15 protein-coding genes and 1 tRNA gene are annotated in these 14202 nt (G+C 61.0%); 5 read left to right on the top strand and 11 right to left on the bottom strand.

The features are described from left to right. Positions 1-270: 270 nt before the first annotated feature. From LG371_RS00080 to hscB, 5 genes are all read right to left on the bottom strand, one after another. On the bottom strand, positions 271-873 hold the full coding sequence (locus tag LG371_RS00080) for a CoA pyrophosphatase (RefSeq protein WP_225747428.1): 603 nt from the start codon (positions 871-873) through the stop codon (positions 271-273). A 241-nt stretch (positions 874-1114) separates the two neighbouring features. Beyond that, on the bottom strand, positions 1115-1579 hold the full coding sequence (gene recX / locus LG371_RS00075) for a recombination regulator RecX (RefSeq protein WP_067592934.1): 465 nt from the start codon (positions 1577-1579) through the stop codon (positions 1115-1117). Further along, positions 1566-2264 (bottom strand): phosphoglycolate phosphatase, encoded by a 699-nt coding sequence (locus tag LG371_RS00070; RefSeq protein WP_225747427.1) that lies wholly within the window; start codon positions 2262-2264, stop codon positions 1566-1568. Before LG371_RS00070 ends, recX begins: the two co-directional genes overlap by 14 nt. 97 nt (positions 2265-2361) lie before the next feature. Continuing rightward, positions 2362-3144, bottom strand: coding sequence for a BPSS1780 family membrane protein (locus LG371_RS00065; RefSeq protein WP_225747426.1), 783 nt, complete (start codon positions 3142-3144; stop codon positions 2362-2364). Between the two features lie 100 nt (positions 3145-3244). Beyond that, the gene (gene hscB / locus LG371_RS00060) at positions 3245-3745 is read right to left on the bottom strand and encodes a Fe-S protein assembly co-chaperone HscB (RefSeq protein WP_067592943.1); all 501 of its coding nucleotides are present in this window, start codon (positions 3743-3745) and stop codon (positions 3245-3247) included. Between the two features lie 273 nt (positions 3746-4018). On the opposite strand from hscB, the gene prmA reads away from it, so the two are divergent. The 4 genes from prmA (at position 4019) to LG371_RS00040 (ending at position 7122) form a co-directional block, all read left to right on the top strand. Then, a complete protein-coding gene (gene prmA, locus LG371_RS00055) occupies positions 4019-4915 on the top strand; it encodes a 50S ribosomal protein L11 methyltransferase (RefSeq protein WP_225747425.1) in 897 nt (298 codons plus the stop codon). A 139-nt stretch (positions 4916-5054) separates the two neighbouring features. Further along, the gene (locus LG371_RS00050; protein WP_225747424.1) at positions 5055-5879 is read left to right on the top strand and encodes a zinc-ribbon domain-containing protein; all 825 of its coding nucleotides are present in this window, start codon (positions 5055-5057) and stop codon (positions 5877-5879) included. Between the two features lie 99 nt (positions 5880-5978). After that, positions 5979-6524, top strand: a complete 546-nt coding sequence (locus LG371_RS00045) for a DUF924 family protein (RefSeq protein ID WP_225747423.1) — start codon at positions 5979-5981, stop codon at positions 6522-6524. A gap of 172 nt (positions 6525-6696) precedes the next feature. Next, complete coding sequence (locus tag LG371_RS00040; RefSeq protein ID WP_225747422.1) at positions 6697-7122, top strand: hypothetical protein; 426 nt, start codon at positions 6697-6699, stop codon at positions 7120-7122. Between the two features lie 103 nt (positions 7123-7225). Here the strand turns inward: LG371_RS00040 and LG371_RS00035 are convergent, their stop codons facing one another. Then, positions 7226-8029: a cytochrome c5 family protein gene (locus LG371_RS00035; RefSeq protein WP_067592958.1), complete on the bottom strand. Its 804-nt coding sequence runs from the start codon at positions 8027-8029 to the stop codon at positions 7226-7228. A 217-nt stretch (positions 8030-8246) separates the two neighbouring features. Here LG371_RS00035 and LG371_RS00030 point away from each other — a divergent pair. After that, positions 8247-8323 (top strand) — tRNA-Arg (locus LG371_RS00030). A gap of 82 nt (positions 8324-8405) precedes the next feature. On the opposite strand, the gene LG371_RS00025 is transcribed toward LG371_RS00030, so the two are convergent. From LG371_RS00025 to LG371_RS00005, 5 genes are all read right to left on the bottom strand, one after another. Beyond that, on the bottom strand, positions 8406-9062 hold the full coding sequence (locus LG371_RS00025; protein ID WP_225747421.1) for a protein-L-isoaspartate O-methyltransferase: 657 nt from the start codon (positions 9060-9062) through the stop codon (positions 8406-8408). A gap of 175 nt (positions 9063-9237) precedes the next feature. After that, the gene (locus LG371_RS00020; protein WP_225747420.1) at positions 9238-11520 is read right to left on the bottom strand and encodes an NADP-dependent malic enzyme; all 2283 of its coding nucleotides are present in this window, start codon (positions 11518-11520) and stop codon (positions 9238-9240) included. A 167-nt stretch (positions 11521-11687) separates the two neighbouring features. Next, positions 11688-12275, bottom strand: a complete 588-nt coding sequence (locus LG371_RS00015; RefSeq protein ID WP_225747419.1) for a FixH family protein — start codon at positions 12273-12275, stop codon at positions 11688-11690. 5 nt (positions 12276-12280) lie between these two features. Then, complete coding sequence (gene ccoG, locus LG371_RS00010) at positions 12281-13729, bottom strand: cytochrome c oxidase accessory protein CcoG (RefSeq protein WP_225747418.1); 1449 nt, start codon at positions 13727-13729, stop codon at positions 12281-12283. Between the two features lie 286 nt (positions 13730-14015). Continuing rightward, the coding region (locus LG371_RS00005) for a Sua5/YciO/YrdC/YwlC family protein (RefSeq protein ID WP_225747417.1) at positions 14016-14202 on the bottom strand (187 nt) is incomplete at its 5' end.

Below are 14202 nucleotides of genomic sequence, written 5' to 3'. Positions count from 1 at the left end.
ATGCTTGGCATGGGGCGGATTGGCAGCGGGGATTGCGCGGTGGGAGGGATGGGCAGGCGTGGGGCGTGAAGATTTCAGGTAGCCTGTAGTAAGGATTGGGAGGCTACCTGAAAAGTATTGGCAGCGGGTTTTCAGGTAGCCTTTGGGGTGTTGGGGCTACCTGAAAAATGGTTTTAGCAGGATGGCTGGTGTGTCGGCGGTTTGGGAAGGTGGCTTTTGCTTGTGTTTTAAGCGGGTTTTTGTTTCCAGGTAGCCTGAGATTTGGGGTGTTCAGCTGGTTTGGCAGTAATCGGCATGGATGTGGGCGAGGCGGTAGAGGATGGCGGCGGTGGCGCCCCAGATGGTGCGGTGATGGTATTGCAGCACGGGCATGACGGCGCTGAGGCCTTGGTGTTGGTAGGTTTCGAGGCGGTAGGCGGCGGGGTTGAGGGCGAGGCTGTTCGGCACGATGAAGGCTTCGGCCACTTCTTGCGGGTTGGGGCGGCAGGCGGGCTGCCGGCGGGCGGTGGCGAGTACGGGGGTAACTTGGTAGCCGCTGGGCAGGTAGCTGGGCGGGAGGCTGCCGTGGATTTGCCAGATGCCGGGCGGGATGCCGAGCTCTTCTTGGGTTTCACGCAGGGCGGCGGTGTGGCCGGCGTCGGCGGGGTCGATTTGGCCGCCGGGGAAGGAGATTTGGTTGCCGTGGTCGCGCAGGCTGCTGCTGCGCAGGGTGAGGAGGATGCCGCTGCCTTGCTCGGCGGGTACGAAGCCGACGAGTACGGCGGCGGGGGTGAAATGGCTGCGGAGCGGTTGCCAGATGAGGCGGCGCTGGCGGAAGCTTTCGGGCTCGGGGGCGGTGGCGGCGAAGTTGAGGAAGGTGGCGGGGTGGGGCATGGTGTGGTGTTGGGGTGTGGGCTACCTGAAAACTCTGCCATTTTCGGCAACTTCGTTTTAGCTTCGCAGAAACTTCGCTGCCTTCGGCAACGTCGTTCTCAGGTAGCCTGAACTTGGTTTGATTGGAAGGATTGAATGGATTGCAGGCTACCTGAAAAATGATGTTTGATGCAGCTAAGGCGCAGGTTTCTTCGGAAACGCTGTTTTCATTCCGCTGAAATTTGTGTTTTCAGGCAGCCTGTTATTCTGCCTGCTCTTCGTCTTCTTCCTGCCAGGCGTGGTCGAGGGCGTGGCGGATGGTGTCGCTGTCGAAGCCGCGGTAGGCGAGGAAGCGGGCGGCGCGTTGCTGCTCAGCAAAATCGGCGGGCGGCTGTTTGAACTTTTTGCGCAGCACGGCGCGGGCGGTGGCGCGTTCGTTGTCGAGGCTGGGCAGGGCGGCTTCGATGAGGCCGCTATCGAGGTTTTGCTGTTGCAGGCCTTGGGCGAGGCGCAGGCGGCCGTAGCGGCTGCCTTTGCTGTATACATAGCTTTCGGCGTAGCGCTGGTCGGATTGCCAATTGCGATCGGCGAATTCTTGCAGCAGCGCGTCGATTTCGGCGGGGTCTTCGGCGTAGGGGGCGAGCTTGCGCCGCAGCTCGGCCTGCGACATTTCGCGCCGCGAGAGCAGGGCGAGGGCGCGGCTGCGCAGGGATTTAACGGCGCTCATCGGCACGCAGGCGGTCGTAGATTTCGGGCAGGGTGGAAACGATCCAGTCGGCTCGGGTGGCGGGGTCTTCGGCCAGTTTGTCCATGTCGGCATAGCCGTAGCGCACGCCGATGGCAAAGCAGCCGGCTGCTTTGGCGGCGAGGATGTCGTTGCGCGAATCGCCCACCATGGCCATGTTTTCCGGCTTCACGCCCAATACTGCGGTGGCGTGCAGCAGGGGCTCGGCATCGGGCTTGCGCTGGGGCAGGGTGTCGCCGCCCACGATGAGGCTGAAGAGGTCGGCCAGGCCGAGGCGGCGCAGCAGCTCGGCAGCCCAGGCTTCGCGTTTGTTGGTGACCACGGCCAGCGGCAGGCCGAGGGTTTTGAGGAGCTGGAGGCCGGTTTGCACTTCGGGGTAGATGTAGGTGTGGCGGTCGAGGTGTTCGGAATAGTGTTGGGCAAACACGGCGAAGGCGCGCTGCCACACGTCGTCGGGGGCTTGGCCGTTGGGGTCGGCGGTGAGGGCGCGGTGCACGAGGGTGCCCACGCCGTCGCCCACGTAGGACATCATTTGCTTTTCTTCGAGCAGGGGCAGGTTTTCGCTGCGGCGGGCTTCGTTGGCGGCGGCGGCGAGGTCGGCGAGGGAATCGACTAGGGTGCCGTCGAGGTCGAAGGCGGCGGCGCGGATATCGGGGCGGGTGGTCATGGGATGGCCTCGGGGTTGGGGTGGGAAAAGATGGCGGATTTTAGCATGGGCGGGCGATAAGAAGGCTGCCTGAAAATTTTCAGGTAGCCTTTAGCCATTATTTGAAGAATAAATCGCGATACACGGTATAAGGCACCATCATCAATGTGGGCATCACCACCAGCAGGCCGAGCAGCAGGGGGATTGCGCCGGCAATCATCAATAACATCGACATCAGGCCGCATAATGCCGCGCCGACGATATTGCGGCTGAAACCTTGCCAGCTCAGCAGTATGGAGCGTTTGGGTGTTTCGTTTTCCAAGATAATCAAGGCTGGGGCGAGGAAGGTGAAGGCGGAATAAATGATGCCTAACAGCAAGGACAGCGCTATCACGGAAAGGTCGGCAGACATAATTTGCGCCTCATCCATATCTAGATTGGCGGCACTGCTGACATCGCCTGCTTGCCCGACCAGCAAGGCTACTAAGAGAAGGTTGCTAATCAAAGCCACTACCGCGCCGATTGCGCCGATAGTCAGCAGCGCTTTGGTGTTTTCCTGAAAGCCGATGAAAATCTGGCCGAAGTCGAAATCACCTTCTTCTTCCAATTGTTGGGCAATAAATGAAAAGCCGGCAACGACAAAGATGGCGAAGGCCGACTGCAACAGGCCGCCGATATATGGCAGCATGCTCAAGCCGATATTGATGGCGCCAACCAACAGCGCGGCGCCGATGAGCTTGCCCGGGCGCAGCTTGAACAAGCGCCAAGCATCGCCAATCCATGCTTTGGCATTGCCGGCCGGCACGGCCTGCGGCTCGGCCAGGTAGTCATTGTGGGCTGTGGAGTCTGGCTCGTTACTAATGCGCGGCGGGGCGTATCGGTTGAATTGCGGGTTGTCCATTATGGTTTTCCTTATTTGGTGGAAAGATGAGTGCAGGCTACCTGAAAATTTAGTGGCATCACATTGCGGCGATGGTTTTCAGGTAGCCTTGCACTGGTGTTTACAAAGCGGCGCGGATTTCTTGCCGCAGTTTGGCGAGGAAGCGGCCTTGCGGCACGAGTTCGGCGGCTTGGGCATAGTTTTCCTGCCGGAAGGCGGCGCTGAGTTTGGCCAGCAGCTGCGTTTCTTCGGCGGCCACTTGCGTATCCAGCGCGGCAAGGCGTTCGGCAGAGGCTTCGGCGCGGGCGTCGGCCAGCTCTTCGCGCCATTCCATCTGCTGCATGAGGAATTCGGGGTCGAAGGCGGTGCGTTCTTCGGAGTCGGCCTGGATGCCTCGCGCTTGCAGCAGCAGAACGGCGCGTTCCAGCGGCTGGCTGAGCTGGCGGTAGGCTTCGTTTACGGCGGCGGCCATCATCACGGCTTGTTTCTGCTCGAAGGCGGAGGCGGTGGCGGTTTTGTCGGGGTGGAAGCGGGCGGCGAGCTGGCGGTAGGTGTGTTCGAGTGCGGCGGGGTCGAGGTCGAACTGGAGGGGGAGGTTGAAGAGCTGGAAGGGGCGGGACATGGTGTGTTTTTCAGGTAGCCTTTGGAAGTGGGCATTGTATCGGCAAATAGCGGATTGCTCCAAATATCGTGAATTGGGATAAGAACGTTGCGGCGTTGGCCTGCCGCTTTGTCCCATTCTTATTTTCATCCATCATTAAGAGGCTACCTGAAAAATGAGGGCCGGGATTTTTCAGGTAGCCTGCCCGCGCGCAGGCAGGCACAGCCCCGGCTGGCGGATAGGCGGCGGCTTGCTATACAATACGCGCCCTTACCGTTTGAAAGAGTTGCGATTATGCCTTATCAACAAGCCAGTATTCCGGTAAACGCCGCGCATGCCGAGCAGTTTTCCGATGCGCTGATGGCCGCCGGCGCGCTGTCTGCCGCGATTGAAGACGCCTACGCCGGCACGGATGAAGAACAGGCCATTTTCGGCGAGCCGGGCGAGGAAACCGGCCAAATCTGGCAGCGCAGCCGCGTGATTGCCCTGTTTGACGAACGCGCCAACGTGGCCGCCGCCGTGTCTGCCGCCGCCGCCGAATGCCGGCTGGATGTGCCGGAATACCATATCGAGCAGCTGCCGGAGCAGGATTGGGTGCGGCTCACGCAATCGCAGTTCGACCCCATCCGCATTTCCGGTCGGCTGTGGATTGTGCCCACCTGGCACGACATTGCCGACCAATCCGCCGTAAACCTGAGGCTCGACCCCGGCCTCGCCTTCGGCACCGGTAGCCACCCCACCACCCGCCTGTGCCTGCAATGGCTGGATGAAAACATCCAAGCCGCCGACCGCGTGCTCGATTACGGCTGCGGCTCCGGCATTCTGGCCATCGCCGCGCTCAAGCTCGGCGCCGCCGCTGCCGACGGCGTGGACATCGACGAGCAAGCCATTGCCGCCAGCCGCAGCAACGCCCGGCAAAACGAAGCCGCCGCCCGCTTCTTCCTGCCCGACGACCTGCCCAAAACACAGCAATACGACGTGGTGGTGGCCAATATTCTGGCCAACCCGCTGCGCCTGCTGGGCGGCATGCTGGCCGCGCGCACCAAGGCCGGCGGGCGCATCGTGCTCTCCGGCATTCTGGCCGAACAGGCGCAGGAATTGGGCGGCATTTACAGCGAATGGTTCGACATGCAGCCCGCGGCGGAAGAGGGCGGCTGGGTGCGGCTCACCGGCGTGCGTAAAGCGGAGTAAACGCCCAATCAGCCCTTCGGCCGCCCCAAAATATACAAAAAACCGACAGTTAGCCGCTAAGAGGCTACCTGAAAATGGTAAAAGCGCATTAATTTTCTTAAAATAGCGGCCGAAACATCAGTATTGGAATGCCGAACACATGAAAACCGTGAAACTCAATTGCCCCCGCTGCCGCGCGGAGAACCACTATGCCGTAGCCGATTTGCAGGCGGCCAACGGCCGGGTGCAATGCAGCCAGTGCCGGCATGCCTTTACCGTGGCGCGCAAGCCCAAAGCCCAGCCTGCCGCCGCGCGGGTCGATGAAGGCATCCTGAAAGAAGACCTCATCCATGCCAAAATGCCGTTGCGCGAAAAGCTCGCCCGCCTCAAGCAGCAATCCGCCGCCCTGGCCGCCCGGCATGAAGCCGAAGAAGAGCGCGCCCCGTCGCAGAAAAACGCCGTGGCCGCCGAGCTCGACGAAATCGACAGCCGCCTGCGCCGCCAGCGCATGGCGCTCGACAACGATACCGGCCAGGCCATGCCGTTTAAGCTTTATGCCGACGAAGCCGCCTCCGCCGCCGTCAATACCGACGCCTCCGCCATCGAAGCCCTGCTGCAACGTTCCGCCGCCGCCCCGCCGCCGCCCGCCGTGCTGCCCAGCATCGACACCCTGCTCAAAAGCGCGCAATCCGCCGCCGCCGGCAACGGCCAAACGCAAAATATCCACATCCAGGCCGAAAGCCTGGTGTTCAACCTGGTATCCGGCCGCGAAGGCGGCGCGCTGCACCTGCCCACCGCCGCCGCCAAGCTGCCCGCCGTGATCGACCAGCCCGCTGCCGACAACGCCCCCGCGCCGGCTCCTGCCGCATCCGGCGGCGGTGCTGCCGCCACCCATAGCGAATTCAACTGGACGCTGGCCTCGCTGGTGGCGCTCACCGTGTTGATTATGCAGCTGTTTTACTATCTGCTGATTATGAAGCACTGATTGTTTTGTATGAAAGGTTTGCCAAAGGCTACCTGAAAAACTTCCGCAGCTTTTTCAGGTAGCCTTTATTTTGTTTAACCGATTGAGAAAGGAAGTGCGATGGCTATCCGCCCCGAAGAGGTGTTGGCATTTTGGTTTGCCGAGGAGAACAAGCCGTTTTGGTTTGCCAAGAGCGAGGATTTCGACCGGCAAATCCACGAACGTTTTGCCAAAGTGTGGGCGCTGGCGGCGCAGTCGGAATTGGATGCCTGGCGCGGCACCCTGCGCGGGCGGCTGGCGGAAATCATCGTGCTCGACCAATTCTCGCGCAACCTGCACCGCCACAGTCCGCTGGCCTTCGCGCAAGACAATATGGCCGTGGCGCTGGCGCAGGAAGCCGTGTGCCAGCCGGGTTTTGCCGAGATGCGGCCGGAAGAGCGCCATTTTATGCTGATGCCGCTGATGCACAGCGAAAGCCGCGCCATCCACCGGCAGGCGGTGGCGCTATTTACGCGCTACACCAATGAATATGCGCTGGATTTTGAAATCAAGCATCAGGCAATCATCGAGCGCTTCGGACGTTATCCGCACCGCAACGCCGTGCTCGGGCGGCAGAGCACGGTTGAGGAACGAGAATTTTTGCAGCAGCCGGGTTCGTCGTTTTAAGCACACGTTCTAGCGGGAGGTCGGAAAAAGGCTACCTGAAAAAAGCGCAGCGGAAAATATTGCCGGAGGGCAAGGAAGTGTGTTTTTCAGGTAGCCTGTTGCCGGGGCGAATGCTAGACTGCCTGCAGTTGCTCACTCTGCGGAATATCCGCGATGGATTAGGAGAAAAACGATGAAAAAGATGATGTTGGCCATGATGTTGCTCGCTTGCGGCGGCCTGGCTTCGGCTCAGCAATACGGTTCGGCGCAGCAGATACAGAGCTTGCGCGGCGAAACGGCGCAACTGCTGAAAACGGCGCCGTGCGCGTCCGACCGTGCGCTGATTGAGCGCTACCGGCTGGAAAATCTGGAAGGCAATATTTGGGAGGGGCTGTATGTGGAAGGCGACAGCCGCCCGAGCACGGCGCCGAGCGGCTATTTTCTGCTGAACCGGCGCGGCTTGCAGGCCTATATCGGCTGGGAGAAGCTGAACGGCGTGCGCTGCCGGCCGTTAAACGGCTACCGCGAAGCGCAGCTGTGCACGGCGCCGCGTGCCGACCAGCAGGCTGTGCGGGCGTTTGAGCGCAGGATGGTGGAATTTTTGAAGGCGGCGGGGTAGTGCGGCTTCCTGACTGATACGAAATAAAGGCTACCTGAAAATTTTGCTTCGCAGAAACTTGCGTTGCTCGTTTTCAGGTAGCCTTTTATATGGGCGGGATGGCTTACAGTTTGCCGCCGGATTGGTTGGCCATATACACCACAGCGGCTTCCACGTCGGCATCGCTCAGGTTGGCATCGCCGCCGCGGGCGGGCATGGTTTTGAAGCCTTGGATGGCGTGCTGCACCAGGGTGGCGCGGCCTTGTGCCAGGCGGGGCGCCCAGTCGTCGTTGTGGGTGATTTTGGGCGAGTTGGGGAAGGCGGAATTGGCGGCGTGGCAGGCGATGCACAGTTTGTTGAACACGGCTTCGCCGTTGGCGGCTGCGCTCTGGCCGGCGGGGGCGGAGGCGCCAGAAGCGGCGGCATCGCCTTTCTGCACGGCGGGGGCGGTGAAGTTGCCGCCGGATTGGTTGGCCATATAGGCCACGGCGCGGGCCACTTCGTCGTCGGTGAGGGTGGTGTCGCCGCCGCGTGCGGGCATTTGGCCGCCGTCGGGGCCGTTGAAGCCGTTCACGGCGTGGTTCACGAGGGTGTCGAAGCCTTTGGCGATGCGGGCGGTCCACTCGGCGTTGTGGGTGATTTTGGGGGCGAAGGCGACATTCACGTCGGCGCCGTGGCACTGGATGCAGACTTTGTTGAAAACCTGCACGCCTTCGCGCTCGCCCACGGGGGTGCCGTCGCCCATTTGCAGGCGGCCGACGGGCTGGATGCGGGTTTCCACGGCGCTGGGTGCCATGTCGGCCACTTCGCTGGAATAGCCGGTGGTGGCCAGTTTGACCAGTAGGAATAAAACAATCAGCAAAACGGCTAAGCCGCCGATAAAGGTAACGGCGGCGGAGCCTCTGATGCTGGCGGTGGTGGTGTTCATGGCGGGAGCCTCGCTGTTTTGGTAGTTATTGGAGACAACCGTACCCGGCGGGATGTGCCGCGTAGCGGTTTGTTAAGCGGTTTGTAATATTTTGCCAAATTATACTGAATTTGGCAGGTGCTTCCAATTGCAAATTTATATTCTGTGCCGGTGTGCCGCCCCGAGGCGACAAAATTTTTTGCCTTTGCGGCGGTTTTGCGTTACTCTTACGCGCTTCGCACCCATAGCTCAGTTGGATAGAGTGTCAGTTTCCGAAGCTGAAGGTCACAGGTTCGATCCCTGTTGGGTGCGCCAGTTTCTTTGAAAAAGCAGCCGTTTGGCTGCTTTTTTGTTTTTCAGGTAGCCTTTTTGCGCTGAGTGGGGCTACCTGAAAATTTTAGAAACGGAATGCGGAGGGCGTGTTTACTGCGGGGCTGCTCAGGGCGGGGGCAACGGTGTCGAACAATACGCTTTGTTCGAAGCCTTCGCTGCTGCGGCGCACGAGCAGGGCGCGCATCACGGGCTCTTGGCCGACGATGACGGCCATGCGGCCGCCGGCTGTTAATTTGTTGCGCAAGGTTTCGGGCATCACGGGGCAGGAGCCGCCCACGTAGATGGCGCTGACGGTGGCGATGGGCGGGTTGGCCAGGCCGTCGCCGGTGCGGTATTCGATGTTGGTGATGCCGAGGCGTTCGAGCACGGCGCGGGCTTTTTTCTGCTGGGCTTCGTCGGTGTCAACGGTGATGACGCGGCCGGCGAGTTTGGCGAGGATGGCGGTGGCGTAGCCGGAGCCGGTGCCGATTTCGAGCACGGTGTCGTCTTTGCCCAGCTTGAGGCTTTGAATCAGGCGGGCGACGATTTTGGGCTCGAGCATGGCGCCGCCGTTGGGCAGGGGCAGGTGGGCGTCGGCATAGGCGTAGGGCTGCTGCTCGGGGGAAACGAATTGTTCGCGCGGCAGCTCGGCCAATACGTCGAGGATGTCGAAATCGAGCACGTTCCACGGGCGGATTTGCTGCTCGACCATATTGAAGCGGGCTTGTTCAAAGTTGTTCATTGTCTGCTCCGGCGGCGGGATGGGTATGTGGTTTGGGGCGGGATTATAGCTGAAGCTGTCTTGATCCGATATATTTTGGATAAATTCGTTTGGCTGCTTCGGCCGTTAATAAAGGCTACCTGAAAACGGGGTTTCGGTTTTCAGGTAGCCTTTTGGCTGTTATGGATTCAGCGGCTTAGCCTTGGCGCTGTGCATCCACGGCGGCGAGCGCCACCATGTTGACTAAGCGGCGCACGGAGGCGAACTGGTTCACGATGTGTACCGGTTTCTTCATGCCCAGGAGGATTGGGCCGATGGTAACGCCTTCTGGGGTGGCGACGCGCAGCAGGTTGCAGCTGATGTTGGCGGCTTCTACGTTGGGCATCACCAGGAGGTTGGCGGCGCCTTTGAGGGTGGATTCGGCCAGGCTCTGCTGGCGCAGGCTTTCCACCAGGGCGGCATCGCCTTGCATCTCGCCGTCGATTTCCAGCTGCGGGTTGGCTTCGCGGATGAGCTCGAGGGCGCGGCGCATTTTGCTGGCGCTTTCGGAGGGCACGGAGCCGAAGTTGGAATGCGAGAGCAGCGCCACTTTGGGAGTAATGCCGAAGCGTTTGATTTCTTCGGCGCACATCAGGGTGCTCTGCGCAATCTGCTCGGCGCTGGGGTTGGCGTTTACATAGGTGTCGGCGATGAAGAGGTTATGGCCGCTGAAAATCAGGGCGTTCATGGCGCAGGCGGTGTGCTGCGGGTTGTTGTAGCCGACCACGTTGGAGATGATGCCGAGGTGGTGCTGGAAATGGCCGACGGTGCCGCACACCATGGCGTCGGCGTGGCCGAGCTCCAGCATCAGCGAGCCGATGAGGGTGGTGTTGGAAATCACGCGGCGTTTGGCCAGATCGGGGGTGATGCCGTTGCGCTGCTGGAGGCGGTAGTATTCCTGCCAATATTCTTTATAGCGCGGGTCGTTTTCGTTGTTTACAATTTCAAAATCGGTGCCCGGGCGGATGGTGAGCCCCATTTTCTGGATGCGCTCTTCGATCACGTTGGGGCGGCCGATCAGGATGGGGGAGGCGAGCTTGCCGGCCACAATCTGCTGGGTGGCGTGCAGCACGCGTTCGTCTTCGCCTTCGGCCAGCACCACGCGTTTGAGCTCGGTGCGCGCCTGGGCGAAAATCGGCTTCATAAACAGGCCGGATTTATACACAAATTCGTTCAGCTTCTCTTCATAGGCGGCGAAATCGGCAATCGGGCGGGTGGCGATGCCGGAATCCATGGCGGCTTTGGCCACGGCGGGCGCCACGCGGGCAATCAGGCGCGGGTCGAAGGGCTTGGGAATCAGGTATTCGGGGCCGAATTTCAGCTCGGCGCCCATATAGGCGGTGGCCACTTTGTCGTTCTGCTCGGCCATGGCCAAATCGGCGATGGCACGCACGGCGGCCAGCTTCATTTCTTCGTTGATGGTGGTGGCGCCCACATCCAGCGCGCCGCGGAAGATGAAGGGGAAGCAGAGCACGTTGTTCACTTGGTTCGGGAAGTCGGAACGGCCGGTGCCGATGATTACATCGGGGCGGGCGGCTTTGGCTTCCGGCGGCCAGATTTCCGGCTGCGGGTTGGCCATGGCCAGCACGATGGGCGAGGCGGCCATCTGTTTGAGCATATTGGTGCTCAGCACATTGGGGCCGGAGAGGCCGAGGAAGATGTCGGCGCCGGGCACGGCGTCGCCCAGGGCGCGCCAGCCGTTGTCGGCGATGGCGTAGCGCACTTTGCTTTCGTCCATGCGGTCGCGGTCGGCGCGGGTTTGGTAGATGACACCTTTGGAATCGCACACGGTGATGTTTTCGCGCTTCATGCCCAGGGCCACGAGCAAATCGAGGCAGGCGATGGCGGCGGCGCCGGCGCCGGAGCACACCAGGCGCACTTGGCCGATGTCTTTATTGACCACGCGCAGGCCGTTGAGGATGGCGGCGGCGGTGATGATGGCGGTGCCGTGCTGGTCGTCGTGGAATACGGGGATTTTGCAGCGTTCGCGCAGTTTTTTCTCAATATAGAAGCATTCCGGCGCTTTGATGTCTTCCAGGTTGATGCCGCCGAAGGTGGGCTCTAGGGAAGCGATGATTCCCACCAGTTTTTCGGGGTCAGTTTCGTTGATTTCGATGTCGAACACGTCGATGCCGGCAAATTTCTTAAACAGCACGCCTTTGCCTTCCATCACCGGCTTGCTGGCCTCGGCGCCGATGTTGCCCAAGCCGAGCACGGCGGTGCCGTTGGAGATTACGGCCACCAGGTTGCCGCGGGCGGTGTATTTGTAGGAATCTTGCGGGTTGGCGTGGATTTCCATGCAGGGGGCGGCCACACCGGGGGAATAGGCCAGAGAGAGGTCGTATTGCGTGGCCAGCGCCTTGGTGGGGGCTACCTGAATTTTGCCCGGCTGGGGATATTGGTGGAAATCGAGGGCGGCTTGTTTGATCATGTCGTCCATGTGAGGAGTCCTTATGATGAGAAGATAAAGAGGGGAAACCTGGGGCTACCTGAAAAGGCAAAGGCTACCTGAAAAATACCGGCCGCCAAACAGTTGAAACATGGTTTTGCCAGGCTTAAAGGCTACCTGAAAATCCGGCGGGGCGAGGTTGGTAACGCCCCGCGCCGCTATTTTTCGGCGGCAGGCGGATTGGGCGCCACCGGCTGCCGCTGCGGGATCAGGCTCAGGCTGTGGCCGTTTTGGGGATGCCAAACGCCCTGCACGCGCCATTTGCCGGAGCCGTCTTCCACGCGCACATACCAATGGTCGGTGGGGCGCAGCGGCTGGAAAACTGCCGCGTATTCTACCCGATTGGCGGCGCTTGCGGCACTGCCTTGGCGCTGCATTTCCACGGTTTGGTCGTATTGGTCGCGTGCGGGGTGCAGCCAGACGAGTTTGAGCGGGGTGTCGGGGTTGATTTGGCCGCTGAGCAGGATTTTGGCGCGGCTGTTGTCGGGGCTCACCAACACATCGGCGCGGATTTGGCGGCGCTCGGCTTCTTCGTCGCGCTCCATTTGCAGGGCGATGTTTTTGCCTTCACGGTAGTAGTCGTCGGTAACCAGCGAGGGGTTGTTGCGGTGGGCGGCCAGATAATAGGTGTAGAAGCCGGCCACCACCACGATGGCGGGCCCGGCCATCAGCAGCCACGGCCAAGGGTGTTTATACCACGGTTTGGCCGGCGTGCTGCCGGGGCGGGGCGGGCGGTGGTTGCTCATTGGGTTTACTCTCCGATGAATGTGCTTTTGGCGTTGATGGTGGCGGCTTCGGCAGCAGGTTTGCCTTCGGCGGCATAGTGGAAGGTGAACACGATGGGGTTGCTGCCTTTTTCGGCGTAGTCGGGAATCACGGCCACCTGAACGGGGATGGTGATGCTGTCGCTGCCGCTGATGCGCAGGCCTTCGGCAGGCAGGCCGGTAATTTTGATGTCTTCCAGGCCGGATACGCTGGCGGTGAGGATTTGCGGCTGTTCGCTGGCGTTGGTGATACGCAGGTTGTAGGCGTTTTCCAGCCAGCCGTCTTGGTTTTGGCGCACCATCACGCCGCGGTCTTTCACGATGTCGATGTGTACTTCCTGCCGCATCAGCAGGCCCACCGCCAAGCCCACGGCCACTGCGGCCAGCACCGCGCCGTAGCCCAACACGCGCGGGCGCAGCATGCGGCGCGGAATTTGTTTTTCCGGATAGTCTTTTTCCAGCGCGCCTTCGGTGGTGTAGCGGATGAGGCCGCGCAGGTAGTTCATTTTATCCATGATTTCGTCGCAGGCATCGATGCAGGCCGCGCAGCCGATGCATTCGTATTGCAGGCCGTCGCGGATGTCGATGCCCACGGGGCACACCTGCACGCACATGGTGCAGTTGATGCAGTCGCCCAGCTCGGTGTCTTCGCGGCTCACGTTTTTCTTGCGCGCGCCGCGCGGCTCGCCGCGGGCAGGGTCGTAGGAAATAATCAGCGTGTCGCGGTCGAACATGGCGCTTTGGAAGCGGGCGTAGGGGCACATGTATTTGCACACCTGCTCTCGCATGATGTGGGCAAACAGCCAGGTGAAGGTGCCGTAGAGCGCGGCCGCAATCAGCGCGGCGCCGGATACAGCCGACCAGTTGAGCGTGAAAATGTGCGCCACCAGCGCGCGGATGGGGCTGAACCAACCGGCAAAGGTGATGCCCGTCCAGGCGCAAACGGCGAAAATCAGCAGGTATTTGGTGAGCTTGATGCGGATTTTGGTGAAGTTCCACGGCGATTTGGCCAGCTTGAGGCGCTTGTTGCGGTCGCCTTCCACCAGGCGGTCGATCCACAGCATGATTTCGGTATATACCGTTTGCGGGCAGGCATAGCCGCACCACAGGCGCCCGGCAATGGTTGTCCACCAAAACAGGCCGAAGGCGGAGAGCAGCAAGAGGCCGGTGAGGTAGATTAAATCGTTGGGCACGAGGGTGAAGGCGAAAATGTGGAAACGCCGCCCGGGAATGTCGAACCACACGGCTTGGCGGCCGTGCAGGTTGAACCAGGGAATCACGTAAAACACGAATTGGGTGGCGAGGATGGCCAAGATGCGCAGGTTGGCAAAGCGGCCTTTGGCCTGCTTGGGATGGATGCGCTTGGCGCCTTGATACAGGGAAATCACCTGCTCTTTTGGGGCGGGCTGGGGCGCTTTGGCTGCAGGTTCCGTCATGGTGGTGTTCCTTTTTGGTGTCGCTATGTTGCGGCTTGTTTTTTGGTATGGATACTGCGGTTTGCGGGCGGGATTATACGCTGCGGGGGGATGGGTGTCAGCGGAATGCGGCAGGTGCGATTGGCGGGAGGAGGGCTACCTGAAAACGACTGCTTCCATGTTGCTTAAAACGAATAGGTGGGTTTTGGCCATACGCATAGCCAACGGCTAAAAAGGCTATCTGAAAAATCCGCAACCGATTTCGGGCGGAGTATTTTTTCAGGTAGCCTTTTTGCCTGCCGCACGTTCAGCGCAGCCGTTTGCCGGTTTCGGCGTCGATGATGCGGCTGGGCTGTTTGGCGCCACCGCAGCGGCCGGGCAGCACCCATACTTTGCGGCCGAAGCAGCGTTGCACTTCGCGCTGTTGGCGCAGGGCGCGGCGGCCGCTTTTGTTGCAGGAGGTGGAAACGAGGGGGGTGCCGAGGGCGGCGCAC

Source organism: Eikenella sp. Marseille-P7795 (assembly GCF_916618725.1).
Classification (GTDB): domain Bacteria; phylum Pseudomonadota; class Gammaproteobacteria; order Burkholderiales; family Neisseriaceae; genus Eikenella; species Eikenella longinqua.
The sequence above is the reverse complement of the archived record's forward strand: the minus strand, read 5'-3'. Positions and strand labels throughout refer to the sequence as shown.

Excerpts from the sequence above, each read along its gene's own strand:
- LG371_RS00040 (WP_225747422.1), top strand. The coding sequence starts at position 6,697 with ATGAAAAAGATGATGTTGGCCATGATGTTGCTCGCTTGCGGCGGCCTG.
- ccoG (WP_225747418.1), bottom strand. The coding sequence starts at position 13,729 with ATGACGGAACCTGCAGCCAAAGCGCCCCAGCCCGCCCCAAAAGAGCAG.
- LG371_RS00045 (WP_225747423.1), top strand. The coding sequence starts at position 5,979 with ATGGCTATCCGCCCCGAAGAGGTGTTGGCATTTTGGTTTGCCGAGGAG.
- LG371_RS00050 (WP_225747424.1), top strand. The coding sequence starts at position 5,055 with ATGAAAACCGTGAAACTCAATTGCCCCCGCTGCCGCGCGGAGAACCAC.
- LG371_RS00025 (WP_225747421.1), bottom strand. The coding sequence starts at position 9,062 with ATGAACAACTTTGAACAAGCCCGCTTCAATATGGTCGAGCAGCAAATC.
- LG371_RS00070 (WP_225747427.1), bottom strand. The coding sequence starts at position 2,264 with ATGACCACCCGCCCCGATATCCGCGCCGCCGCCTTCGACCTCGACGGC.
- LG371_RS00035 (WP_067592958.1), bottom strand. The coding sequence starts at position 8,029 with ATGAACACCACCACCGCCAGCATCAGAGGCTCCGCCGCCGTTACCTTT.
- prmA (WP_225747425.1), top strand. The coding sequence starts at position 4,019 with ATGCCTTATCAACAAGCCAGTATTCCGGTAAACGCCGCGCATGCCGAG.
- LG371_RS00015 (WP_225747419.1), bottom strand. The coding sequence starts at position 12,275 with ATGAGCAACCACCGCCCGCCCCGCCCCGGCAGCACGCCGGCCAAACCG.
- LG371_RS00065 (WP_225747426.1), bottom strand. The coding sequence starts at position 3,144 with ATGGACAACCCGCAATTCAACCGATACGCCCCGCCGCGCATTAGTAAC.
- LG371_RS00080 (WP_225747428.1), bottom strand. The coding sequence starts at position 873 with ATGCCCCACCCCGCCACCTTCCTCAACTTCGCCGCCACCGCCCCCGAG.
- LG371_RS00020 (WP_225747420.1), bottom strand. The coding sequence starts at position 11,520 with ATGGACGACATGATCAAACAAGCCGCCCTCGATTTCCACCAATATCCC.
- recX (WP_067592934.1), bottom strand. The coding sequence starts at position 1,579 with ATGAGCGCCGTTAAATCCCTGCGCAGCCGCGCCCTCGCCCTGCTCTCG.
- hscB (WP_067592943.1), bottom strand. The coding sequence starts at position 3,745 with ATGTCCCGCCCCTTCCAGCTCTTCAACCTCCCCCTCCAGTTCGACCTC.